This window comes from Amycolatopsis magusensis (assembly GCF_017875555.1).
Classification (GTDB): Bacteria; Actinomycetota; Actinomycetes; order Mycobacteriales; family Pseudonocardiaceae; genus Amycolatopsis; species Amycolatopsis magusensis.
The window spans coordinates 983,775-1,006,328 of sequence record NZ_JAGGMS010000001.1; the positions used below are offsets into that span (position 1 = coordinate 983,775).

24 protein-coding genes are annotated in these 22,554 nt (G+C 69.4%); 11 read left to right on the plus strand and 13 right to left on the minus strand.

The features are described 5' to 3' along the window. Positions 1-37 precede the first annotated feature (37 nt). From JOM49_RS04700 to JOM49_RS04715, 4 genes are all read right to left on the minus strand, one after another. Complete coding sequence (locus JOM49_RS04700) at positions 38-2,416, minus strand: Tex family protein (protein ID WP_209663126.1); 2,379 nt, start codon at positions 2,414-2,416, stop codon at positions 38-40. A gap of 291 nt (positions 2,417-2,707) precedes the next feature. Continuing rightward, positions 2,708-3,313, minus strand: coding sequence for a response regulator transcription factor (locus JOM49_RS04705; protein WP_209663127.1), 606 nt, complete (start codon positions 3,311-3,313; stop codon positions 2,708-2,710). Then, positions 3,310-4,446, minus strand: coding sequence for a sensor histidine kinase (locus tag JOM49_RS44015; RefSeq protein WP_209663128.1), 1,137 nt, complete (start codon positions 4,444-4,446; stop codon positions 3,310-3,312). Before JOM49_RS44015 ends, JOM49_RS04705 begins: the two co-directional genes overlap by 4 nt. Then, a complete protein-coding gene (locus tag JOM49_RS04715) occupies positions 4,443-5,201 on the minus strand; it encodes a hypothetical protein (protein ID WP_209663129.1) in 759 nt (252 codons plus the stop codon). The genes JOM49_RS44015 and JOM49_RS04715 overlap by 4 nt, the downstream gene beginning before the upstream one ends. A 141-nt stretch (positions 5,202-5,342) precedes the next feature. Here JOM49_RS04715 and JOM49_RS04720 point away from each other — a divergent pair, with 141 nt between their 5' ends. Next, the gene (locus tag JOM49_RS04720; protein ID WP_209663130.1) at positions 5,343-5,831 is read left to right on the plus strand and encodes a pyridoxamine 5'-phosphate oxidase family protein; all 489 of its coding nucleotides are present in this window, start codon (positions 5,343-5,345) and stop codon (positions 5,829-5,831) included. On the opposite strand, the gene JOM49_RS04725 is transcribed toward JOM49_RS04720, so the two are convergent. Continuing rightward, positions 5,797-6,582, minus strand: coding sequence for a metal-dependent hydrolase (locus tag JOM49_RS04725; RefSeq protein ID WP_209670807.1), 786 nt, complete (start codon positions 6,580-6,582; stop codon positions 5,797-5,799). The two genes, JOM49_RS04720 and JOM49_RS04725, sit on opposite strands and share 35 nt — an antisense overlap. A gap of 84 nt (positions 6,583-6,666) precedes the next feature. After that, a complete protein-coding gene (locus JOM49_RS04730; protein ID WP_308158650.1) occupies positions 6,667-7,161 on the minus strand; it encodes a GNAT family N-acetyltransferase in 495 nt (164 codons plus the stop codon). A gap of 101 nt (positions 7,162-7,262) precedes the next feature. On the opposite strand from JOM49_RS04730, the gene JOM49_RS04735 reads away from it, so the two are divergent. From JOM49_RS04735 to JOM49_RS04745, 3 genes are read left to right on the plus strand one after another with little or no spacing between them, the layout of a single operon-like run. Further along, positions 7,263-7,508 carry a hypothetical protein gene (locus JOM49_RS04735; protein ID WP_209663131.1) on the plus strand — a complete coding sequence of 82 codons (246 nt, stop codon included), beginning with the start codon at positions 7,263-7,265 and terminating at the stop codon, positions 7,506-7,508. Further along, entirely contained in the window at positions 7,489-7,788 is a 300-nt protein-coding gene (locus JOM49_RS04740; protein ID WP_308158651.1) for a type II toxin-antitoxin system PemK/MazF family toxin, read from the plus strand. The genes JOM49_RS04735 and JOM49_RS04740 overlap by 20 nt, the downstream gene beginning before the upstream one ends. Next, entirely contained in the window at positions 7,785-8,405 is a 621-nt protein-coding gene (locus JOM49_RS04745) for a DUF2238 domain-containing protein (protein ID WP_308158652.1), read from the plus strand. The genes JOM49_RS04740 and JOM49_RS04745 overlap by 4 nt, the downstream gene beginning before the upstream one ends. On the opposite strand, the gene JOM49_RS04750 is transcribed toward JOM49_RS04745, so the two are convergent. Next, entirely contained in the window at positions 8,377-9,369 is a 993-nt protein-coding gene (locus JOM49_RS04750) for an aldo/keto reductase (protein ID WP_209663132.1), read from the minus strand. The two genes, JOM49_RS04745 and JOM49_RS04750, sit on opposite strands and share 29 nt — an antisense overlap. Before the next feature lie 65 nt (positions 9,370-9,434). Between JOM49_RS04750 and JOM49_RS04755 the strand changes: the two genes are divergently transcribed. Further along, positions 9,435-9,866 carry a type II toxin-antitoxin system Rv0910 family toxin gene (locus tag JOM49_RS04755; protein ID WP_209663133.1) on the plus strand — a complete coding sequence of 144 codons (432 nt, stop codon included), beginning with the start codon at positions 9,435-9,437 and terminating at the stop codon, positions 9,864-9,866. A gap of 3 nt (positions 9,867-9,869) precedes the next feature. On the opposite strand, the gene JOM49_RS04760 is transcribed toward JOM49_RS04755, so the two are convergent. Both JOM49_RS04760 and JOM49_RS04765 read right to left on the minus strand, forming a co-directional pair. Beyond that, on the minus strand, positions 9,870-10,370 hold the full coding sequence (locus JOM49_RS04760) for a hypothetical protein (protein ID WP_209663134.1): 501 nt from the start codon (positions 10,368-10,370) through the stop codon (positions 9,870-9,872). Positions 10,371-10,597: 227 nt separating this feature from the next. Further along, positions 10,598-11,047 (minus strand): SH3 domain-containing protein, encoded by a 450-nt coding sequence (locus JOM49_RS04765; protein ID WP_209663135.1) that lies wholly within the window; start codon positions 11,045-11,047, stop codon positions 10,598-10,600. Between the two features lie 349 nt (positions 11,048-11,396). Between JOM49_RS04765 and JOM49_RS04770 the strand changes: the two genes are divergently transcribed. The 6 genes from JOM49_RS04770 to JOM49_RS04795 all read left to right on the plus strand — a co-directional run bounded on the left by JOM49_RS04770 (position 11,397) and on the right by JOM49_RS04795 (position 17,106). Continuing rightward, the gene (locus JOM49_RS04770; protein WP_209663136.1) at positions 11,397-12,269 is read left to right on the plus strand and encodes a helix-turn-helix domain-containing protein; all 873 of its coding nucleotides are present in this window, start codon (positions 11,397-11,399) and stop codon (positions 12,267-12,269) included. 35 nt (positions 12,270-12,304) lie between these two features. Next, positions 12,305-13,018, plus strand: coding sequence for a 2OG-Fe dioxygenase family protein (locus JOM49_RS04775; RefSeq protein WP_209663137.1), 714 nt, complete (start codon positions 12,305-12,307; stop codon positions 13,016-13,018). Positions 13,019-13,219: 201 nt separating this feature from the next. Further along, on the plus strand, positions 13,220-13,963 hold the full coding sequence (locus tag JOM49_RS04780; protein WP_209663138.1) for a GntR family transcriptional regulator: 744 nt from the start codon (positions 13,220-13,222) through the stop codon (positions 13,961-13,963). 130 nt (positions 13,964-14,093) lie between these two features. Next, positions 14,094-15,065, plus strand: a complete 972-nt coding sequence (locus tag JOM49_RS04785; protein WP_209663139.1) for a M14 family zinc carboxypeptidase — start codon at positions 14,094-14,096, stop codon at positions 15,063-15,065. A gap of 88 nt (positions 15,066-15,153) precedes the next feature. Beyond that, positions 15,154-15,996 carry a serine hydrolase gene (locus JOM49_RS04790; RefSeq protein WP_308158653.1) on the plus strand — a complete coding sequence of 281 codons (843 nt, stop codon included), beginning with the start codon at positions 15,154-15,156 and terminating at the stop codon, positions 15,994-15,996. Between the two features lie 39 nt (positions 15,997-16,035). Continuing rightward, positions 16,036-17,106, plus strand: a complete 1,071-nt coding sequence (locus tag JOM49_RS04795) for an aminotransferase class I/II-fold pyridoxal phosphate-dependent enzyme (protein WP_209663140.1) — start codon at positions 16,036-16,038, stop codon at positions 17,104-17,106. On the opposite strand, the gene JOM49_RS04800 is transcribed toward JOM49_RS04795, so the two are convergent. The 4 genes from JOM49_RS04800 to JOM49_RS04815 are packed head-to-tail and all read right to left on the minus strand — an operon-like array spanning position 17,101 to position 22,496. Then, positions 17,101-18,615: an SWIM zinc finger family protein gene (locus JOM49_RS04800; protein WP_209663141.1), complete on the minus strand. Its 1,515-nt coding sequence runs from the start codon at positions 18,613-18,615 to the stop codon at positions 17,101-17,103. The genes JOM49_RS04795 and JOM49_RS04800 overlap by 6 nt on opposite strands. 22 nt (positions 18,616-18,637) lie before the next feature. Then, on the minus strand, positions 18,638-19,765 hold the full coding sequence (locus JOM49_RS04805) for a YDG/SRA domain-containing protein (protein ID WP_209663142.1): 1,128 nt from the start codon (positions 19,763-19,765) through the stop codon (positions 18,638-18,640). Further along, positions 19,762-20,985 carry a hypothetical protein gene (locus tag JOM49_RS04810; protein WP_209663143.1) on the minus strand — a complete coding sequence of 408 codons (1,224 nt, stop codon included), beginning with the start codon at positions 20,983-20,985 and terminating at the stop codon, positions 19,762-19,764. Before JOM49_RS04810 ends, JOM49_RS04805 begins: the two co-directional genes overlap by 4 nt. Beyond that, positions 20,982-22,496 (minus strand): AAA family ATPase, encoded by a 1,515-nt coding sequence (locus tag JOM49_RS04815; protein WP_209663144.1) that lies wholly within the window; start codon positions 22,494-22,496, stop codon positions 20,982-20,984. Before JOM49_RS04815 ends, JOM49_RS04810 begins: the two co-directional genes overlap by 4 nt. Positions 22,497-22,554 lie beyond the last annotated feature (58 nt).

The following is a 22,554-nucleotide window of genomic DNA, read 5'->3' on the forward strand; positions in this document are numbered from 1 at the left end:
GAGTGCGCAGGGCCCGCCCTGCGCACTCACGACCGGCTCAGCGGTAGCCGGCGCGTTTGAGGGCGTCGGCCAGTGCGCCACCCCCGCCGCTGTTGCTGTTGTTGCCACCGCGGTCGTTGCCGCCGCCCCGCCGCTGGCCACCGCCCTGCTGCTGGCGGCGCGGCTGCTGCGGCTGGCGGCGCTCGTTCGCACCGCGCTCAGGACGCCCGCCCGGCGTGACCTCGTCGTCGAGGCGCAGGGTCAGCGAGATGCGCTTGCGCGGCACATCCACGTCGAGCACCTTCACCCGCACGATGTCACCCGGCTTGACCACCTCACGCGGGTCCTTGACGAAGTTCTTCGACAGCGCCGACACGTGCGCGAGCCCGTCCTGGTGCACGCCGACGTCGATGAAGGCGCCGAACGCCGCGACGTTGGTGACCACGCCTTCCAGCGTCATGCCGGGCTTGAGGTCGGACAGCTTGTCCACGCCCTCGGCGAAGGTGGCGGTCTTGAACGCCGGACGCGGGTCGCGGCCGGGCTTGTCCAGCTCGGCCAGGATGTCGGTGACCGTCGGCAGGCCGAAGGTGTCGTCGACGAACTTGCGCGGGTCGAGCTTCTTGAGCACCGGCGAGTTGCCGATCAGCGACGGCAGTTCCGTGCCGGTGGCCGACAGGATGCGGCGGACCACCGGGTAAGCCTCGGGGTGCACCGCGGAGGTGTCGAGCGGGTCGTCGCCACCGGGGATCCGGAGGAAGCCGGCGCACTGCTCGAAGGCCTTCGGGCCGAGGCGCGCGACCTCCTTCAGCGCGGTGCGCGTGCGGAACGGGCCGTTCTGGTCGCGGTGCGCGACGATGCTCTCCGCGAGGCTGGAGCCGATGCCCGACACCCGGGTGAGCAGCGGCGCGGACGCGGTGTTGACGTCCACGCCGACGCCGTTCACACAGTCCTCGACCACCGCGTCCAGCGACCGCGACAGCGAGACCTCGGACAGGTCGTGCTGGTACTGGCCGACCCCGATGGACTTCGGATCGATCTTGACCAGCTCGGCCAGCGGGTCCTGCAGGCGGCGGGCGATGGAGACCGCGCCACGGATGGACACGTCCAGCGAAGGCAGTTCCTGTGACGCGAAGGCCGACGCGGAGTACACCGAGGCGCCCGCCTCGGAGACCATCACCTTGGTCAGCTTGAGGTCGGTGAACTTCTTGATCAGGTCGTCGGCCAGCTTGTCGGTCTCACGGGAGGCCGTGCCGTTGCCGATGGCGATCAGCTCGACCTGGTGCGCGTGCGCCAGCTTGGCGAGCTTGGCCAGCGCCTCGTCCCAGCGGTTGGCCGGCTGGTGCGGGTAGATGGTGTCGTGGGCGACGACCTTGCCGGTCGCGTCGACCACGGCGACCTTGACGCCGGTGCGGAACCCGGGGTCCAGCCCCATCGTGGCGCGGCTGCCGGCCGGGGCGGCGAGCAGCAGGTCACGCAGGTTGGCGGCGAACACGGCGACGGCGTCGTCCTCGGCGGACTGGCGCAGCCGCATGCGCAGGTCGATGCCCAGGTGCAGGAGGATCTTGGTGCGCCAGGCCCAGCGGACGCAGCCGAGGAGCCAGGTGTCGGCCGCGCGGCCCTTGTCGGCGACGCCGAAGCGCTGCGCGATGCGCGTCTCGAACTCGCTGGGACCGGTGATGACCTCGCCCTCGGGGGTCTCGTCCGGCTCCATGGTGAGATCGAGGATCTCTTCCTTTTCCCCGCGGAACATGGCGAGGATGCGGTGCGAGGGGAGCTTGGTGTACGGCTCGGAGAAGTCGAAGTAGTCGGCGAACTTGGCGCCTTCCTCTTCCTTGCCCGACCGGACCTTCGACTTCAGGCGCCCGCCGGTCCACATCTTCTCGCGCAACTCACCGAGCAGGTCGGCGTCCTCGGCGAAGCGCTCGACCAGGATCGCGCGCGCCCCGTCCAACGCGGCCTGCGCGTCGGCGACGCCCTTGTCGGCGTCCACGAACGCGGCCGCGGCGGCCTGCGGGTCGGTGCCGGGCTCGTTGAGCAGCCCGTCCGCGAGCGGCTCGAGCCCCGCCTCGCGCGCGACCTGCGCCTTCGTGCGGCGCTTGGGCTTGTAGGGGAGGTAGATGTCCTCCAGGCGGGCCTTCGAGTCGGCGGCGAGGATCTGCGTCTCGAGCGCCTCGTCGAGCTTGCCCTGCGACCGGATCGAATCGAGCACCGCGGTGCGCCGGTCCTCCAGCTCGCGGAGGTAGCGGAGCCGGTCCTCGAGGGTGCGGAGCTGGGTGTCGTCCAGCATGCCGGTGACCTCTTTGCGGTACCGCGCGATGAACGGCACCGTCGAGCCGCCGTCGAGCAGCCCCACCGCGGCGGAAACCTGCCGCTCCGCCACGCCGAGCTCCTCGGCGATCTTGCGCTCGATGCTGACCGTGCCGCTGGAAGTAGCCAAAACCCTGTACCGCCTCTACCTAGTGCCGCTGACTGCGCGGAAGCATTCTCCCCATCCCCCGCACTGCCCGGCCACCCTATCCCGCCGGCCCGACCACCCCCGCCTTTCCACCCCGGGTTGTCCACAACTACACCCCCCTGTGGACAACTCCTGGGGACAACCGCGGCGATCGCCACGCCGGGCGTCCTCTCCAGCTCCTGTGAATGCTATGAGTGGGGCATTACTTGCGGTCAATGCAAGTAATGCCCCACTCATAGCATTCGCCTGCTCCGGCTCGGCTGTCCGAGCGCGCTAGAGCCAGCCTGCGTCCCTGGCGATTCGGATGGCGTCGATCCGGTTGCGCGCGCCGACCTTGCCGATGGCGTTCGACAGGTAGTTCCGCACGGTCGCCGGGGACAGGGACAGGCGGCGGGCGATCTCACCGGTGGCGATGCCGCTGTCGGCGGCGCGCAGGACGTCGGTTTCCCTGGGGGTCAGCGGGCTCAACCCGGTTTCCAGTGCCATGGCCAGCAGTTCCGGGTCGATCACCCGCTCCCCCGCGGCCACCCGGCGGACGCCGTCGGCGAGGGTTTCGGCCGGGGCGTTCTTCACGATGAAACCGCGCACGTGCGCGGAAAGGGCGCGCAACAGGTGCCCCGGCTGGTTCATCCCGGTCAGCACCAGGGTCCGGCAGTCCGGCAGCTGCTCGTGCAGGGCCTCCGCCGCGCTGAGGCCGTCCAGGCCCGGCAGGCCGATGTCCAGCACCGCCACGTCGGGCCGCGTGCGCAGCGCGGCGGGCAGGATCTGGTCCCCGCGATCCAGCTCCGCCACCACCTCCACCCCGTCCTCCATGGACAACAAGGCGGTCAGCGCCCCCCGGATCATGTGCATGTCCTCGGCGATCAGAACCCGGATCACGTTGCCTCCTGCGGAATTTCTACGGACAACCGGAACCGGCCGTCGCCGGTGTGCTCGACCACCGCCGAGCCGGACAGCGCGACCACGCGGTCGGACAGCCCGGCCAGGCCGCTGCCCTCCCCGATCTCGCCGTCCGCCCCGTCGTTGACGATCTCCAGCGCGTACTTCCCGTCCCGCGTCCCGCCGGTTATCTCACAGCCGGTCGCCTGGCTGTGCCGCAGGACGTTCGTCACGCCCTCGCGCAGCGCCCAGGCGAGCGTGGCGTGCACCCGGTCCGGCAGTTCGTGCGGCGCGGGCAGGTCCAGGTCGAGCCGCACGCCGATGCCCGCCGCCTCCAGCAACGCCACCGCGCCCTCGGTCTCCTTCGGCAGCGAAGCCACGTGCTCGTCCCGCGTCACCTCGCGCACGCCCCGCAGCGCTTCCTGCGCGACCACCACCAGGCTCTCGATCTCCGCTTTCGCCTTGCCCGGCTCGTGCCGCAGCAGCCGGATCGCCAGGTCCCCCTTGAGCGACACCGCGAACAGGCTCTGCCCCAGCAGGTCGTGCAGGTCGCGGGAGAGCCGAAGCCGTTCCCGCTCGGCCGCCAGTTCACCCAGTTCCATGCGCGCCACCTGTAGCTCCTCGACCAGCCTCACCAGCCGGGCGGCGCCGTAGAGCGCCACCGCGATGATCGACAGCAGCACCCCGGACAGCACCACGAAGACGAACTGCACCACGTCGTCCAGCGGTTCGGACTGCCACGCCGACGAGACCGCCGTGACCACCAGCGGCACCGCGGCCACCGGCACCGCGCACCGCCGCGGCACCACCATCAGCGCCGACGCCGCGAGCAGCACCTGCGCGTCCAGCCACGGGCGGCCGAACCACACCAGCGGCAGGTACGCCAGCACCGCCATCGCGCCCAGCGTCCACTGCCAGCCTTCGGGCCGCTCCCCGCGCGCGGCGGCCATGCTGTGCCGCAACTGCAGCGCGGCCAGCAGCAGCCCGAGCGCGACCGGGATCAGCGCCGGGTACGGGGTCGGCGGCGTCTGCGGCGTGCCGACCAGGGTGAACACCGGCGGCGCCACCGCGATCGGCAGGTTCACCACCACCAGGAACAACCGGGTGCGCCGGGTGGTCCAGAACGGGTTCACCGATCGCCGCCCCGCGCGCTCAGCCCGCGCGCGACCCGGCGGCGCACCGCGGTGAGCGTGGCACGGGACCGCAGGGCGAGCGCCCGCAGTTCCGCGTCGGCGGCATCGGGGTCACCGGTCAGCGTGGCGGCCCGCGCGCCCTGCTCGATGATGGCCTCCAGCTCGACCCCCACCGTGCGGCGCACGTCCCGGTCGATCCGGATCCGCTCCCGCACGGCGGCCTGTTCGGCCAGTTCGAGCCGGGCCTCGTGCAACTGCCGCGCGGTGGCGATCACCCAGGTCAGCAGGGCCAGTGACAGGGCGAAGAACAACGCGTCGAGCACCAGCGAGATCGCCCACTCCAGGTGCCCGGAACCCGAGGCCAGCGGCACCAGCGCGGCGGCCACCCCGGCGAAGGTGAAGAAGGACAGCGGCGGCGGGATGACCAGCAGGACCGAGGCCGCCAGCGCGTACAGCGCGCCGAGCCAGTCGATGCCCGCCACCGGGATGGCGCCGATGATCAGCGCCGCCATCACCCCGAGCGTCCACAGCGACCGCGGTGGCCGCTCCCCGCGCGCGGCGAAGAGCACGTTGCGGATGTGCGGCGGCAGGTAGCAGACGGTGAAGATGAGCGCGGGCAGCACGCGCACGGTGTCGATCGGCAGGGTGGCGACGCGGTAGATCGTCAGCACCGGCGCGACGGTGCCGTAGAGCACGACGCCGACCGTCGCCAGCCGGATCAGCCGGCTCGAACGCTGCTGATCGTTCAGCTTCATCACCCATGATCGCCCAAGTGGCCGCCAGGATAGGGGGCACAACTCCACCGGTGCCAGGGCGAGGATCACTCCGGCCAGCTTTCCAGCACGCCGGACCGCCGGGGCAGATGCAGATGTACCCGGCGGGCCATGATGGATGTCATGGACGCACCCGGGTTCGACGTGCCCGCCTTCCTCGCCGAACGCCTGCGCCCGGCGAGCGTCGCCACCACCGGGCGCGGCGGCGGCCCGGCACTGGCCACGATGTGGTTCCTCGCCGAGGACGGCCGGTTCTGGTTCAACTCGCCGCACGACCAGCCGAGCCCGTTCCTGGCCGCGGCCCGCGCCGGCCGCGAGGTCGCGGTGCTGGTCTCGACCTTCGACCCACCGCACGACGTGCGGCAGTTGCGCGCCACCGGCCCGGCGCGGATCGAGGAGACCGACGAGGGCAGGCTGCGCCGCCTCTACACCCGATATGTTCCACAGTGGACGGACGAATGGGCCGCGCACGCGTTGTCGCCCGAGTTCACCCTGTGGTCGGTGTCGCCGGAACGCGGCATGGCCGTGGCCTTCCCCGAACTCGCCGACAGCCCGGCGTTCCGCTGGTCGGCGCCGATCACGTTCCCGCCTGCACCTCGGCCGGGCTCGTGAGCCGGGTGAAGTTGTAGGCGAGGAACTCCCACACGCCCGGCACCAGCAACACGGCCAGCACCAGGAACACCGGGAAGATCAGCCGGTTCTCCACGTTCTTGCCGGTGCGGAACCGCAGCTTGCGCGGCGGCCGGATCTCGTACCAGGTCTCGCCCTTGATCAGCAGCGGGAACAGGAAGGGGCAGCCGGATTCGGTCAGCGAATCGCCGAGGCAGTGCGTGAAACAGCCCGCCGCCACGGCGATGCCCAGCCAGCCCGCGATCTGGTCCAGTTCGGCGAACGCCGCCGGGCCGGCGCTGAGCACCCACCAGACGATCGCCACCCCGGCCACCGGCAGCACCCAGTCGCCCAGCGCGTCCTCGGCCAGCAGCAGGCCGAAGACCACCACGCCCGCCACCGCCCACGGGCCACCGGCTTCGGTGCCCCACGCGGTGAGCAGGCCGAGCGCGGCGGCGAACAACACGGTGTGCGACAGGTGCCGGTGCGTGCCGGTCCGCCGCTCGTCCTTGGGTCCCTTGGTCACCTTGTAGAGCCCGGCCGAAGTCCGCCGCAGCAGCCACGAGAGCGCGCCGGTGATCGGCCCGAGCAGCTTCGACGCCCGTGCGCCCGGGTGGTCCAGATCGGGGAGCAACGCGAACCCCGCGGTGGTGGCGGCGAACGCGACCGCCTGGTGCACCGTGCCCGCGTCGACCACCGGCGCCAGTGCCAGCCCCGCGCACCAGCCCGTGAGCGCGTGCGTCCGCCCCATCATCCCGCAGTCCCCCAGCAGTCCCGGCAGCCCCAGCAATCCCACCATCTAACCGGGCCCCGGCCGTGGTTCACACCACCGGGTGAGTCAAAGCTCCTTGCCGAACCAGTGCTCGGCGTACGGGTCGTCGCCGTAGGGCGGAATCGGCTGGTAGCCGTGCTTGGCGTACAACGCCCGCGCCTCCACCAGGTCGTCGCGGGTGTTGAGCCACAGCGACTTCGCGCCGAATTCGCGCGCCACGCCCTCGGCCTCGCGCAGCAGCACCCCGGCACCTCCGCGGCCGCGGTGCTCCGCGTCGACGAACATCCTGGTCAGCTCGGCCACCTCGGGCGAGAACACCCGCACGCCGACGCACCCGGCCGGTTCGCCGTCCAGCCGCGCGACCAGGAACGACCCGGTCGGCGGGGTCAGGTCGTCGCTGGGGAACTCGGCCATGATCCGCTCGACCTCCCCGGGCACCATCGGCCGCCGGTGGTACCGGGCGGCGATCTCGTCGTAGTAGCGGAACAGCACGCGCACCGCTTCGGGAGCGGTGGGCGCGACACGGGCCACCGTCCAGTCAAGCAGCTGGTTCTCGGTCACAAGGCCGATTGTCGGACGGCCGTCCAGCGGTTTTCGCTGCCGCCACGCCCGGGCCGCGCACCGTCCACCGGCGCCACAAAGCGGCGCCGTAGCATGGCGCGATGTCCAAGCGCCTCGGCCTCAACCTCTCCGACGACACGCACGCGCAGATCAAGGCCCGTGCGGACGCGGCGGGTGTCTCGGTGCACTCGTGGATCATCGCCGCGATCGAGCGCGAGAACTTCCGGCAGCTGTGCCAGGACACCAACGACTGGTGGGCGAAGCACCCCGAGACCGCCGAGCACCAGCTCACCGACTACCGCCACCGGCGCGCGGTGAAGGGCGGCCGTGACTCCTCCGCCGCGTAGGGGCGAGATCCGGCGGGTCGCCGGTGACTCGGGCCGCCGGGTGCTCGTCTACTCGGGCAACATGTTCAACGATCTGCCGGACGTGCCGTACGTGATCACCATGGAGGTGACCTCGGTGCCGGAACCGATGGACGTCGCGCTGGCCGACGGCTCGCGCGTGGCCTACACCCGGCTCGACCACCTGCCGAAGTCGCTGCTCGGCGACCCCATCGGCACGGTGCCGCACGAGCTGATGGAACGGATCAACACCCGGCTGTTCATGGTCCTGGCCACGCAGTGATCCGGCGTGGTGAGGCGATCTTCCTGCTGGCCGTGGTCGCGGCCGGGCTGCTCTGGTCGGGCATCGGCGCCAAGAGCGCGCTGACCTGGTTGCTCGAAGTCGTCTGGATCTTCATCGGCCTGGTGCTGCTGCTGGTGTTCCGCAAGCGGTTCCCGCCGACCCGGCTGCTCTGCTGGCTGCTGGTCTTCCACGCGCTCGTGCTCTGCTACGGCGGTCACTACACCTACGCCGAGACCCCGCTCGGCAACTGGGTCCAGGACAACTGGGGCACCTCGCGCAACCACTACGACCGGTTCGCGCACGTGGTCCAGGGTTTCGTGCCGGCGATCCTGGTGCGTGAACTGCTGCTGCGGTTGACCCCGTTGCGCCGCGGGGGCTGGACCTTCCTGCTCACCGCAAGCGTTTGCCTCGCCTTCGCCGCCTGCTTCGAGTTCGTCGAATGGGGTTCGGCGGTGGTCCTCGGCGCCAACGCCGAGGACTTCCTCGCCACCCAGGGCGACATCTGGGACACCCAGTGGGACATGTTCCTGTGCGTGTGCGGGGCCGTCGCGTCGCAGCTGCTGCTCCGGCGCCCGCACGACCGCCAGCTCAGTGCTCTGAGTCCAGGTGCTCCATGAGCGGCTCCGGGTAACGCGGACCGGCGGCGGCACCGGCGGGCACCGCGGCCTCGATCTCGGCGAGGTCCGCTTCGGACAGTTCGAGGTCCACCGCGGCCAGCGCTTCAGCGAGCCGCTCGGGCTTGCGCGCGCCGACCAGCGGCACCACGTGCTCACCGCGGGTCAGCACCCAGGCGATGGCCACGGCGGCGGGCGTGGCGCCCTTGGCCTCGGCGACCCGGCGCAGCGCGTCGGTGAGTTCGAGGTTCCGGCGCAGGTTCTCGCCCTGGAAGCGCGGGCTGATCGCGCGGAAGTCGTCGGCGGGCAGGTCGCGGTCCGGGGTCCAGTGCCCGGACAGCAGGCCACGCGAAAGCACGCCGTACGCGGTGAGCCCGATGCCCAGTTCCGCGCAGGCCGGCAGGATCTCGCGCTCGATGTCGCGGGAGAGCAGGGAGTACTCGATCTGGAGGTCCGCGATCGGGTGCACCGCGGCCGCTCGCCGGATCGTCTCGGCGCCCACCTCGGACAGGCCGATGTGCTTGACGTACCCGGCTTCGATCATCTCGCCGATCGCGCCGACGGTCTCTTCGATCGGCACCGCCGGGTCGAGCCTCGCGGGCCGGTAGATGTCGATGTAGTCGACGCCGAGACGGCCCAGCGAGTACGCGAGCGCGTTCTTCACCGCTTCGGGACGGCCGTCGAAACCGAGCCAGTCGCCGGACGGCCCGCGCAGCGCGCCGAACTTCACGCTGATCACGGCCTTCTCGCGGCGACCGCGCAACGCCCGCTCGATGAGCAGCTCGTTGTGGCCGGCGCCGTAGAAGTCACCGGTGTCCAGCAGCGTGAGGCCCGCGTCCAGGGCGGCGTGGATGGTGGCGATCCCGTCGTCGGCGACGGCCGGTCCGTACAGGTCCGACATGCCCATGCAGCCCAGTCCCAGCACGGGAACCTCGGGGCCGGTGGTGCCGAGTGAACGGGTCCGCATCACAACTCTCCTCCATCGGTCGACAGGCGCTCACGATAATTCCCCGCGGCGGGTAACCTGCGCCGGTGGCCAAGGTGAGCGTGTCGGCTCGAATCGCTTCGACGCCGGAAGAGACCTGGTCGGTGGCGGCCGACCTGACCAGGTTCGACGAATGGCTGGTGCTGCACGAAGCCTGGCGCAGCCCGATCCCGCCGGAGATCACCCACGGCACCACGTTCACCTCGGTGGTGTCGGTGAAGGGGTTCCGCAACCGGATCACCTGGCGGGTGGACAGCTACGACGAGCCGAGCGCGATGTCCATCTCCGGCGACGGGGTCGGCGGCGTGCGGATCGCACTCTCGCTGGGCATCCGGCCGGTGGCCTCGGGTTCGGAGGTCAGCATCGACGCGGACGTGCGCGGGAAACCGGTGTTCGGCCCGCTCGGCCTGGCCGTCGGCCGGGCGGTACGCGGCGAGTTGCAGCGCTCGATCACCAACCTGAGCGCGTTGATCGGCTGACGCTCAGCAGATCAGCGGCCAGAGCACGCACTTCGTGGTGGTGGTCGTCGGCGGCTTCTTCGACGTGGTGGTGGTCGGCGGGTCTTCCCCACCGGGATCCGACGGCTGGTTCGCCGTGGTGGTCGTGGAGGGCTTCTTCGAGGTCGTCGTCGTGGTCGGCTCGGTGGTGTCCGGCTCGTCCGCGGTGGTCTCCTCCTCGTACCAGGCACCCCCGCCCGGCACCAGCTTCGGCTCGTCGGAGGCGACCGTGGCCTCCGGGCCGGCCACCCCGCTCGGCGTGCGCGCCGGCGGCTGGATGATGCCGACGTCCTCGACGATGGTCTCGGCGCGGTGTTCCGGGGCGGGTGCGTGGACCACGCGGACCAGCAGCGCGGCGATGCCGCAGCCGATCACCACGGCGGCCATCACGGACAACAGCTGCAGCCGCGAACGCGATTTCGGGCGGCGCCGGGAATCCCAGCCCTCGCGCTCCAGCAGCTGGGCCACCGTCACTTCGTGTTTCACGCGGGAGACCCTTCGACAGTAGAAGACGCGCGGAGACGCCTTTTTACCGGAAATCGGGGTCTGGTGGGACCATTTCCCACAAAGTCGGCCCAAGATACTAGGCCGGACGTCGCAGCGCTGGTTCAACCAGACGAATCCACCCTATCGGGCTGACCCTCCGTGGTTGCTGACCCTCCGTAACATCACCGCTGGTGACGGGCTCGCGGAAGCCCGCGAGCCCGCCGAACTCAGCCGGCGGCCAGGGTTTCCGGCAGTGCCCCCGAAGCGGTGCAGCCGGGGAGCAGGTCACGCGTGGCGGTGAATCCCGGACCGTCGAGGAAGTGCGCCGAGGCGAACCCGGCCTTGCCGTCGAAGGTGCCGCGCAGCCAGAGGTCGTTCCCTTCGACGGTGGCGCCGGAAATCCAGCAGTGGACGGTGAAGTGGCCGCCGGAGCGCACCAGCCCGACCTTCGCGCAGGCGGGCTCCGGGCAGTCGCGGACGTTCAGGCCACCGGCACCGCTGAGGGAGAAGTCGATGCTCGGCAACGCCTTCTCGCTGACCGGCCCGCTCGGCGCCGGCTGGCCGGACGCCGGTTCGGTGGACTGCGGCAGGAACAACAACAACACGAGGAAGCCGACGAGCAGCGCGGCGACCGCCGCGGCACGAACCAGGGAACCTAATCGGAGTGCGACGAACATGATCGGTCCTCTCCGCCCGGTGGGCTCGGTGGTGCCCCCGCCATCCGGTTGCTGCGGCCCGGGTGCGACTCCTTCCGCCGAGGCTGGTGATCGTGGACGTGTGGTGGGAGCTACGCGGTAAGCATCCCGCATTGCATGCCCGCAGTGCAATTCCCAAAACGTCGATCCCGTAACGAAGCGCCCAACCGCAGCAACCCGGCGCCACTCTGTTCACTCACTTGGCTCAGCGAAACGGCACAGGCGCGCTTCAGAAGCACTCGATCGTTGTGGTGTACGCTCCCGCTCTGGGATTCCCACGAGGTACATCCCTCAGCGAGATAGTCACCGGCGGCACTCCCGAGAAGGTCCCATGGCATCGATCCAAGGCCCGGTCATCCCGCGGCGGCGCATCGCCGAGCACCTGCGCCGGTTGCGCGAGGAAGCCGGTCGCACGCTCGAGGACGTCGCCTCGGAGCTGCTGATCTCCACCTCGAAGTTGTCGAGGCTGGAGAACGCGCAGGGCAGCCCGCAGTCGCGCGACGTCAGGGACCTGATCCGGCTCTACGGCATCGAAGGCACCGAACTCGCCGACAAGCTGATGCGCTGGGCGCGCAACGCCGGCAAGCAGGGCTGGTGGGCCGACTACTCGCAAACCCTCCCGAGCGGCCTCGATTCGCACATCGCCTACGAAACCGAAGCCTCGGTGGCCCGGGTCTACACCATCCCCGTGCTCCCCGTCCTGCTGCAGACCACCCCCTACACGCGGGCGTTCTACCGCAGCTCGGAACCGTGGTGGAGCGACCACGACATCGAAGAACTGATCAAAGTGCGCCAGCGCAGGCAGGCCGCACTCGAGGAACGCGACGGCCTCCAGCCGCTGAAGCTGATCGCCATCACCCACGAGTCGAGCATCCGCCAGTCGATCGGCTCGCCGGAGATCATGCACGAGCAGCTCGGCCACCTCGTCGAACGGTCCACCGCGCCGAACATCGAACTCCGCGTGTTCCCGTTCAGCAGCCCGCCGCTGTTCACCAGCACCTGCATGTACGCCTATTTCGAATTCCACGACGCGATGGACCGCGACGTGGTGAACGTCGAAACCCACGCTGGTTTCCGGTACATCGAAACCACCGAGCAGGTGAGCCGGTACCGGCGTTACTACGAAGAGCTCTACGCCCACTCACTGCCACCCGAGGAAACGCGCGCACTGATCAGGTCGGTGCAGGAGCAGCACTACTCCTGACGTTCCCGGAGGCTCTCCTCCCGTTTGGACAACCGATGACCACTGGACTCCTTACCCGGCTGCACCCGGAAGCCCTCGCTGTGGCCCGGAAAAAGCTGGCCACCGACGGTTTCGTGATCACCAGCGATCACGAACTGGGGCTGCCCCGGACCGTGCGCGAAACCATTCACCGGAAATACTTCGAGGGCGGTTTCCTGCGCAATTACCCCGGCGACATCCCCGCCGACCGGGAACGCGCCCGCGACGTCGTCCGCTATGACTGGCAAGGTGACCAGTTGAGCCTGCGTGAACACGACTGCGTCGCCATCGACAGCCGCGGTGACTGGAGTTCGGAACGTCGCGAATTCGACCGCGTGCCACTGCTGGAAAACCGCGATTTCGCCCACTGGATCGAAGCGGCGGTTTCCCTGGTGCCCGAACAACGGCGCCAGCAGCGGGGGACCTTCGGCATCAACCTGTTCCGCACCCACACCAACGTGGTGACCCGGCCGCACCAGGACCAGGAAGAGTTCATCTACGTCTACGTGGTGGACAAACGCGGCAGCGGCGCCGAGACCGAACTGTTCGACGTCGACTCGGACGAGGTCGTGCAGAAGGAGACCCTGCACCCCGGCGACCTGCTCGTGTTCGAAGATCGTCGATTCCGGCACAGCACCACGCCGCTGGTGCCGCCCGCGAACGAGCCCGCCCGCCGCGACGCGTTGGTGTGCACGATCAACTACGCGCACACGTACCCACTGGAAGACTGAACGGCAAACCCCGGAGGTCGCACTCAGCGTTCACGTCCTCCGGGGTCCGGTCCTCCATTAGGAGTAGTACGGCCGTCAGAAAACGCGTGAACTTCCGGCGCGGAAGCACCAGAAGTGGAAAGTTCGCTGCTAAAGTCCGGGCGACTGTGCCACTGACGTGTGTGCCCAACCCTGTGCACCACATGCTGACCCGGGACGTGCATGCCGGACAACACTGACGGAACGCCGAAGTACCACCAGATCGCGAACAGCATTCGCCGGCAGATCATCACTGGCGAGCTCAAGCCTGGCGACAGCGTGCCGTCCGAGCGCCGCCTTGAAAAGGACTGGAACGTCGCGAGGCCGACGGCCGCCGACGCGCTGCGCCTGTTGCGGCACCAGGGGTATGTCGAAAGCCGCCACGGTTCGGGCACCTACGTGCGCGCGGATCTGCCCGGCGGGCACGGCAGGCGCTTCGCCCAGGCACGCACGATCGACGTCAGCTTCGGCGCCGGTGGGACACCCGAAGTGCTGCTGGCCGAGGAAACCGCGGTGCCTTCGCACGTCGCGGACGCGTTCGGGCAGCACGCCGACATCCCGGCTGTGCGGCGGCAGGTGCTGGTCAACGACGAGAACGGCACGCCGTCGGAGTTGCGCACCTCGTGGTTTTCCAAGGAACTCGCCGCGCAGGCACCCCAACTGCTCGACCCGGCGAAGTCACCGGCCTCGATCGACGACTACGTGACGGCGCAGACCGGACGCAAGCCCTCCTACGGCCGCGACCAGGTGTCCGCGCGGCTCGCCACCGCCGGTGAGCGGAAACGGCTGCAACTGCCGAATCCGTCGGCCGTGCTGGAACAGCACCTGATCCTCTTCGACGCCGAGGGGAACGCGTTCCGCTTCGACGAGTCCGTCTTCCCCGCCGAAGTGTGGAAGCTGCTCTACCCCTACCCCCTCTCGGACTAACCTCTTGATCAGTGGACTAGGCCACCTTACAACAGGGGTGGCATAGTCCACAACCCGCAGTCGCCGCGTCGGCACGCATGGCGATCACGGCCCTGTCGGATCGGCACCCGCGCTGGCAGACTCGGTGGCCATGAAGCGGATCCTCGGCGTTCTCGCCGCTCTCGTGCTCACCACCACGGTCGCCGCACCAGCCGCCCAAGCCGCACCAGCCGGGCACCTCGACCCCCGGCCCAGCACCACGAAACTGGCCTTCGAACTGCAGAAGCTGCACTGGCTCAGCCACGGCCGGGTGCAGGTCGGCAAGATCGGCAAGTCCAACGAAGGCCGCCCGGTCTGGCACGCCAAGGTCGGCACCGGCCCGCTGCGCATCCTCTACGTCACCCAGCAGCACGGCGACGAGCCGCTCGGCACGCCCGCCGCGCTGGAGTTCCTGCGCCAGGTCGGCACCGGCGACGCGAACTGGCAGCGCAAGCTGCGCAGCCAGGTCACCGTGGACATCGTGGTCCGCGCGAACCCCGACGGGCACGAACGCGACTGGCGCTTCAACTACGCCCCCGACGCCGATCCCGAGTACGGCGAAAAGGGCAAGGGCTACGACATCAACCGCTACCACGACCCGGCGGTCGCCCCGGCCGACAACCCGGCCACCGAGGCGGGCCTGGTCCAGCGGCACTTCGCCGCCTTCAAGCCGTCCATCGTGGTCGACTACCACATGCAGGGCCGCTACCGCGGTGACGACGGCCGCGAGATCACCGCGTCCGCGTTGTGGCCGACGCACCCCGACGTCAAGCCCGCCGACGTCGACTTCGCCAAGCAGCTCACCGTCGCGGCCCAGCGGGCGATGGACGCCGGCGGCGGCAACGTGTCGCAGTACCCGGGCGGTGACTACGAAGGCATCGCGCGCAACGGTTACGGCCTGCTCGGCACCGGCAGCGTGCTGATCGAGCTGAGCGACATGGGCCCGGAGCACGAACAGGCGCAGATCCGTTCGGCGCTGGCGGCCATGCTGGCGATCGCCAAGAGCGCCGGCGACGGCTCGGTTCGCAAGATCGATCCGGCCGCGGCCGAGCAGATCCCGCCGCGGGGCGCCCCGATCGACTAGTTCAGGCAGGCCTGAAGAGGGCTGCGAGCCGCGAAACCCCAGGGGTACGGTCCTGCGTTACAAAGTGACCAGAACTGGGGTGTACATCGTGATCAGTTTTCGCAGACTGGCTCCGGCGCTGGCCGGGGCCACCCTGGCCGCGGCCCTCTTCGCGCCGCCCGCCTCGGCGGCGATCGACCTGCCACCCGGGATGACGGCGAGCTACCTCGCCCTCGACCGCGTCTCCGGGCACACCGTCGCACAGGACGAGCACGTGCAGTTCCGCTCGGCGTCGGTGGTCAAGCTCCTCATCGCACTGGACTACCTGGAAACCCTCGGCGCGGGCAGAGAAATCCCGGCGGCGGACGCAGCGCTGATGCAGCCGATGCTGCGCAGCAGCGCGAACGATCCGGCCAGCCAACTGTGGGTGCGCGGTGGTTACGGCCAAATCGTCAACCGCATGGTCGCCAAGCTCGGGCTGACCGACACCGCTCCCCCGGCCAATCCCGGCATGTGGGGCTTCACCTCGACCAGCGCGGCGGACGTGGTGAAGCTGTACCAGTACATTTTGGACAGTGCGGACGCCGGGCACCGCTCGTTCATCATGGGACACCTGCGTGCTTCCACGAAGTGTTCCGACGCCTGGGACCAGTCGTGGGGCATCCCGAGCGCGGTGACCGAACCGTGGGCCGTCAAGCAGGGCTGGTCCGCCTGGGGCGACGCCCCGCCGCCCGGTGAGGAATGCAGCGGCGGCCGCGGTGCTCCCGCCCCGGAAGGACCGTCCATTTCGGACGTCGACCTGACCAGCCCGCTGATGCACACCAGCGGCACGGTCGGCGGCAACGACGACAAGATCGTGGTGGTGCTGACGCTGCAGGCCAAGGGCACGCCGTTCCGGGAATCGGCCAACCGGATTACCGAACTCACCAAAACGGTCGTTTCCACCGCCTGAGCCGACGATTTCCCGGTCCGCGGCGGGTTATCGTGCCGTATGAGCCGTCAGCGGGCCGACTTCACGTCCTCGCTCTACCTCGGCATGCGGCATGCGAGCACGGAGCTGCCCGGCTGGTCCGCGCTGACCACCGGGCGGCCCGCCGCGCTCGGCGTGCCACCGGTCGCCGAGGGCGTGGCGAAGGCGCTGGCGGACCTGCAGGGCACCGAACGCGCGCTGCTGGCGCGCTCGACCCTGCACGGCTTCGCCGACAGCCTGGAGGTGCTCGGCGACGAGCGCACCGGCATCGTGCTGGACGCGGCGGCCTACCCGATCGCGCGCTGGGCGGTCCGGCGGGCAGCCGGGCTGGGCCGTCCGGTGCTGCGGATCCCGCACCAGGACCTCGGTTCACTGGCGAACGCGCTCGACCGGCTGCACGCGCGTGGCCTGCGGCCGCTGGTGGTCGCGGACGGGGTGTGCGGCGGGTGCGGCAAGCCGTTCCCGTTGTCCGCCACGGTCAGCAGGCTGCCCGCCCGCAACGGGGTGCTGCTGCTGGACGACACCCAGGCGCTCGGCCTGTTCGGCGACCGGCCGGGCCCCGGCCACCCGTTCGGCGACGGCGGCGGCGGTTCGCTGCGGCTGGCGGGCACCAAGGGTCCGGTGGTGCTGGTGTCCTCACTGGGCAATGCCTTCGGCGCGCCGATCGCCACGGTCGCCGGTCCGGAGCTGCTGGTGGACCGGATCCGCAAGCACGGCGGCAGCGCCATGCACGCTAGTCCGCCCTCCACTGTGGACGTCGCGGCCGCCGCGCACGCGTTGCGGCTCAACCAGACCGAGGGCAACGCCGCACGGGAACGACTGGCGTCCCGGGTCCGGCAGTTGCGCCGGGCCTGTGGTGAACAGGGTTTACCGTTGTCCGGCGGGCTTTTCCCCGCACAGGCGACCCCGCCGGTCACCGTCGCCGTCGGCCGCCGGTTGCTGAAACGGCTGGCGACCGGGGGCGTGGACGCGTTGCTGCGACGGGATTGTCAGGGCGGCACAGCGGTCACCCTGCTGGTGACCGCGTCGCACACGGTCACCGAGGTGACCGAGGCGGCGACCCTGCTGAGCACCGCCTGGAACGAGCTATAGCCCGGCTTTGCGCAATTCGTCGAGGAACGCCGGGCGCCGCTCGTTGTCACGGCGCAACTCGTCCACGTATTCGTCGAATTCCTCGTCAGTTTCCAGGAGTTCGTGCACCCGGCGGAGTTTCTTCAGCAGCACCACGGCCTGCCGGTAACCGTCGCGGCTGGCCTGCTTGACGCAGTCGGTCGCGAGCAGGCGGTAGACGCCGGCGACCTCGGCGGGCCGGTCCTCGGCGACCTGGTCGGCCACTCGCAGCCAGGCCGACTGAGAGCAGCCGAACTCGGCCGCGGCGTCCCACGCCTGCGCCGCCTCCCCTTCGGCGAGGAGGACGTCGATCAGCTGGTCGGCCTGGCGCTCGCGCGCGGATGCGCGCAAGACCCGGAGCACGCGCTTGCGTGGCTCGGGCCAGGTGCCCAGGCGTTCGCAGAGTTCCTTGAGCTGGTCGTACGCCTGCTTGGTGGGCGAGCGCCAGAGGAACCGCTCGAGCACGGCCGATGCCTGGTCGGGGCGGTCGGCCTCGAGGTGCACGGAGACCAAAAACTCGGCCAGCTCGCCGCAGCGGGTCGCGGGCAGCTCGGTCATGCTGTGCTCGGCGCGCTCGATCGCCTCGTCCACGCGGCCGGCGTCGTAGAGGGCCTTGGCGATCCGGACGTGGTCGACGCGGGGGTCCTCGGCGAGCAGGTTGACCAACTCGTCGACGTCCCCGAGCGCCTCGACGGCCTGTTCGCGCAGCTTGCGCTCGTCACCAGCCAGTTCGACGAGGTGGCGGAGCCCGTCCTCTTCCAGGGCCTCGGCGAACGGCCGGACCTGCAGCCAGCCGGGCAAGGTCTTCTCGAACCCGGCAATCCAACTCGCCAGCTCTTGCCGATCGGGCCGGTTGACCGCACAGGCACGCGCGTACAACGCGATCGCCCTGAGCAGATGAGCGGCCGCGGCGCCGGACTCGTCGTCGATGTCGGGCGCGACCTGGGCCATCACCTCCACCGCCCGGCGAATGAGGTCCCGATTCTCGGCGAGTTCCTCCTCGAGCAGGTCGAGCACGTCGCGCGCGTCCTCGAGAAACGCCTGCTCCTGCTCGAGCGCGTCCACGCGCCCGCTCAACGTCCCGGTCTGCTTGGCCATCGCCCGCAACGACAACCGGCGCAACAACGACGCGTCCCGCCCGGCTTCGTTCAGGACGAGGTCGACCAGTTCGTCCTTGGTGAGCTCGTCGATGTACTTGCGCACAACGGCCTGGTCCCCGACCGGCTTGCCCCCACGCAACCACGCCAGCCCGACGGCCACCGCGTGCTTGCACACCGCCCCGTCCGCCGCGAACGGACACGTGCAGCGGGCCTCGATGGTCCCCCCGCGATGCTTGAGCCCCACCCGATACGGCTCCGACCCGACGACCACCGCCGTGACCCCGTCCACCAGCCCGCCGAGGTCCTCCACCTTGCCGACCATCCCACGCCCACGCTGGAACACCGCGTTACCGGCGAGGGAGCGCAGCTCGTCCTCACTGAACCAAGTCACGCCCACCATTGAACCAAGCCCCTCAACTGTGTCGAGCCCGGTGATAGTCCACGTGCTCCCGCTTCACCACGTGACCAGGACGCCGGAGCAGCTGCCTCTTCTCGCCGTCCAGGTCGAAAGAAAGGTCACTGTCGATGAGCACCTCACCCCCGTCGAAGCGCACGTGGCAGTTCGGGCACAGGCAGAGCACGTTCTCCGCCTCGTCCGGACCATCGTGGGGCCGTCCGAGTGCCCTGATGTGCGCACCCTCCGAATACCCTCGGCCTCGGATGGTCAGCCGCGTGCCGCACATCTGGCAGGTGTGGTCATGGAGCGCCTTCACGAAGTCGGCAACCGCCGTCTTCCGCACCACTCGCTGGGACGAGGTGGTTCGCCGCACCGGTTTCGCGTTGCCGGCCGGGGCAACCGGTTCGATGTCGACCAAGTCTTCGGGGCGGATCTTGACCATCCGGAAGCGGCAGACTTTGAACCCACTCCGCCCCGGGCCTCGGGAGAAGTCTTCAACCCGGAAGAGTCCGTCGTAGCGGTAACCCGTTGCGGTGTTGCCACGGACCACCCGCACGGGCGTGCCCATGATCTTGCTCGTCAACAACGCGGCGTTGCCGGAGTCCTCGAAGCTCTGGTCCGCGACCTGCTTCTTGAGCTTCCTGTCTCGGCCTCCGTGCCCGGTGTAGATGATCACGTCGCCGTAGTCTTCGTCATCCTCGTAACCACCGGACACCACGATCGACTCGGCTCCGTCGCGCTGGTTACCAACAATCCCCCATTGTTGGTTGCGGTGCACACCCCGTGCTGCCACATCAGCGCGCTTGGCGAACCAGGTGCCCTCCGGCACACCATCGATCTCGCCGAGCTTGACCCCGCCGGAGCTCTCTTCCAGATCACGGACTTCGAAGCCGAGTGCCATCGCCCTGGCAACCACAGTTGCACCCCCGCCGCTGAAGTCCCCGGCCTTGAGCACCTCGCCGGTGGCGAACCGATGGGCCACCCCCAGCAATGCCTTCGAGTCGTACTCGAACGCACCCGCCACCACGACATAACGTCGAGACGTGCGAAATCCGTATCGGCTCAGGAACTTGTCGCGTCCCAGGTGGTCGTACTCGGCCATCGCCTTGAGCACGTCCTCCCTCGAGATGTCCGCAAGGCTCACACCACACCTCGCAACACGGCTTCGAGGTCGCTGGGGAAGCTCGCCGATGAGCAGAAGGTGACGCTTCCCGAGTGGGTCACCCCGGTTGTGGCGCTGGGGATGAGTTCTTGCGGTCCCAGCACGAAGGCACAGCCAGTGTCAGCGAAGTGCGCCCTGATTTCGGACAGGTAGGAGACCACCTGGCTGTACCCGGCGCGGATGTAGCTCGAGTCCGAGCTCAGCTTGCACTCGACGACGACCGCGAAGCGCCGCTTGCGCTCGATCAGCAGAAGGTCTGCTTCCTTGACGTTCGCCCGGCCCGCCACCCCGGCGGTTGCTGCGAGGTAGGGCTCCCTCACACCAGCCAGCCGCCAAAGGGCTCCCGCTTCGAACCACAGTTCCCAGGTGCCGCCACCGGGGTCAACGAGCTCGAAGGCAGGGCCACGCCGGTGGGCGCCGGACAACGGCCGAAGACTGAGCACTCGCCAGCCCAAGCGTCGAGTAGTTCCGAGCATGAGGCCGAGCGCGCCGAGGTGGAACAACCGATGACGGAGCTCATCGTCCGGGGCGATCTGCTCCTTCGACAGTTTGAGCAGGTCTTTCGAGTCCTCCAGACGCAGCAAGCCAGCAAGGCGGGACATTTCTCGCCAGACGACGCCCGATCGACCGAGCGCCGAAAGCGTCACCCGGTCCGGGGTGACCAGGCCCGTGGAGCCCACGCCGAGTTCAGCACGAGCCTTCTGGAGTGCCGCCAACTGCGGCAACACGCCTTTGGCGAGTTCCTTGTCGACCTGAAGGGCGTCCCGCTGGACGATGGGCAGCCGGTGTGCCACCCAGTTGAACACCGACGCGGCGATCGGGTCTGACCGACGAGTCCGGGTACGCCCTTCGAAGGTTCGCGGCGGCCAGCCGTGCCGCCGAGTGGCCACCCAGTCCGTGCCCGAACTCGGTGCGCTACCGCGGTAGCGCCGCGGAGCGGAGGAAACCGGCAGTTCGGCCAACCACTTGTCCGACCTGGTCGGCAACTTGACGATCATCGGCAGGCACTTCTGGAAGAGGACCCGGTGAGCTCGTCGCCGCACGTCGATCTCCTCCCAAGGCCGGCCTTTGTCATCGACGATCGCGGCAAGCCCGGCGAAGAGGTCACCTTTGCCCGACCAGTACCGGAACAGCTCTTGCACACCTTCCCAAGGCAACGACAGGCGCTGGGACTCTTCTTTTCGGCTTTCCCCATCCGTCACCGCAAGCCACCGAGTTTCGCAACCAGCCAATCCCATTGGTCGCCGAGAGCGCCCGACTGCCCGATTTCGGTCGACAACTGCTCGAGAGACGAGTCATCGAGCGTGGCGAGCCAAGTCCCCATTCCCATGAGGTAGGCCTCGGCGATCCTTTCTCGAAGTTCCTCCAGTGAAGCGGGTACCTCCTTGGCGTCGAGGTACTCCGGTATCGCCAGCAACGCGGCTGGTCCCATTTCGGCATCGGACAACGCGGCGTGCGCTCGATAGATGCGCTCCAGCACGGAAACCAACGTCTGGTGCAGCGTGTCCGGCAGCGGAACGGTCAGGTTCGAGAGGCGATCCGCCAACGCCTTGCTGAAGCCCGCTGCGGAAGGCAGCTCGACGGGAACGTGTGCGAACCGGCGCCCGAGTGCCAAGCCGAAGCGGAACACCCGCTGCGCGTCGACCGCGTTGTAGGTGCCGAACATCCGCCATTCCGTGCCGGCGAGGTAGTGCACCGCCCCTTGGCCGTCGTCGGGTGCGCCGGAGCGGAGCAGTTCCGCACCGATCACCTCGCTCTTCGGCCCGTCCGCCCAGCCAAGGAAGATCGGGCTGGCGTCGGGGTCGCCGCTCACCCGGCCGACGATGACCGTGTTGCCGGTCAACCAGGTGAACAAGCCTGAGAAGATGCGGTCCAGGTCCGCGCGGTTGGCCTCGTCGAGCACCAGCCACCGATCCTCGGAGATCGCCTCCAACACGTGACCGGGGCTGAACCGCACCTTCGAGGTGTCGTCGACGGTCTCACCGCCGACCAAGTCCCGCGCGCTCCACGACTCGTCCGGCGTGACCACCAGGTAGTCGTGCGCCATGGTCATCCCATAAGCCGCCGGATCCTTCGCCACGGCGTCGATGACTTCGCCGACCAACTGGGTCTTGCCCGTCCCCGGCGGTCCGACCAACATCACCGCGCTTCGCGAAGTCACCGCACCGCGCAGCATCCGTCGGGTCCGGTCGTCCAAGACCAGGGGCTGGGGAGCCGCACGCAGGGACCGGCCCGGCCACCTCCTCGCGCGCTTGCTCGCCGGCGGTGCTTTGACCCGGTCGACCTCGAGCGCCAGATGACTGGCGAGGCCGGTCATCTTGGCGGTGAGCTGGGCATCCGCGCTTTCAACCTGCACGCCCAGCCAGGCCGGCTGCCAGCCACTCGTCGACCGCCGCGCGATCACCAAAGCTGCGGCCACACCGCCACTGGTCAAGTAATGCTTGACGGCCTCACGCGTGCGCGTCAGTTCCGTTGCGTCTTTGACGACCACAGCCAGCAGGAACGCGTTGTTCGCCGGCACCGTTTGCACCAAGGCCGCCAACTCGGGAGCTCGATTGACCGCCACCGCGTAGACCCGGTTCCGCGGCAACTGCCCCAGGGCCGCCAACACGTACTCGAACTCGGCGAACTTGGTGGTGCTCGGCGAATCGAGGTCGACGTCATCGAGGGCGGCGCTGAGCTCGTCCGCCTCCCCAGCGAGTGGATCGGTCATGGGACCCGACCGTACTGGCTCTTCGGTCGCGGAACGGCCGAGACTCAACTCTTAGTCG

What these genes read in the sequence shown, in the direction of transcription:
- JOM49_RS04715 (WP_209663129.1), bottom strand. Translation starts at nt 5,201, where the DNA reads ATGAAGCTGAACGATCAGCAGCGTTCGAGCCGGCTGATCCGGCTGGCG.
- JOM49_RS04720 (WP_209663130.1), top strand. Translation starts at nt 5,343, where the DNA reads ATGGACGCACCCGGGTTCGACGTGCCCGCCTTCCTCGCCGAACGCCTG.
- JOM49_RS04725 (WP_209670807.1), bottom strand. Translation starts at nt 6,582, where the DNA reads ATGATGGGGCGGACGCACGCGCTCACGGGCTGGTGCGCGGGGCTGGCA.
- JOM49_RS04735 (WP_209663131.1), top strand. Translation starts at nt 7,263, where the DNA reads ATGTCCAAGCGCCTCGGCCTCAACCTCTCCGACGACACGCACGCGCAG.
- JOM49_RS04750 (WP_209663132.1), bottom strand. Translation starts at nt 9,369, where the DNA reads ATGCGGACCCGTTCACTCGGCACCACCGGCCCCGAGGTTCCCGTGCTG.
- JOM49_RS04765 (WP_209663135.1), bottom strand. Translation starts at nt 11,047, where the DNA reads ATGTTCGTCGCACTCCGATTAGGTTCCCTGGTTCGTGCCGCGGCGGTC.
- JOM49_RS04770 (WP_209663136.1), top strand. Translation starts at nt 11,397, where the DNA reads ATGGCATCGATCCAAGGCCCGGTCATCCCGCGGCGGCGCATCGCCGAG.
- JOM49_RS04775 (WP_209663137.1), top strand. Translation starts at nt 12,305, where the DNA reads ATGACCACTGGACTCCTTACCCGGCTGCACCCGGAAGCCCTCGCTGTG.
- JOM49_RS04780 (WP_209663138.1), top strand. Translation starts at nt 13,220, where the DNA reads ATGCCGGACAACACTGACGGAACGCCGAAGTACCACCAGATCGCGAAC.
- JOM49_RS04785 (WP_209663139.1), top strand. Translation starts at nt 14,094, where the DNA reads ATGAAGCGGATCCTCGGCGTTCTCGCCGCTCTCGTGCTCACCACCACG.
- JOM49_RS04795 (WP_209663140.1), top strand. Translation starts at nt 16,036, where the DNA reads ATGAGCCGTCAGCGGGCCGACTTCACGTCCTCGCTCTACCTCGGCATG.
- JOM49_RS04815 (WP_209663144.1), bottom strand. Translation starts at nt 22,496, where the DNA reads ATGACCGATCCACTCGCTGGGGAGGCGGACGAGCTCAGCGCCGCCCTC.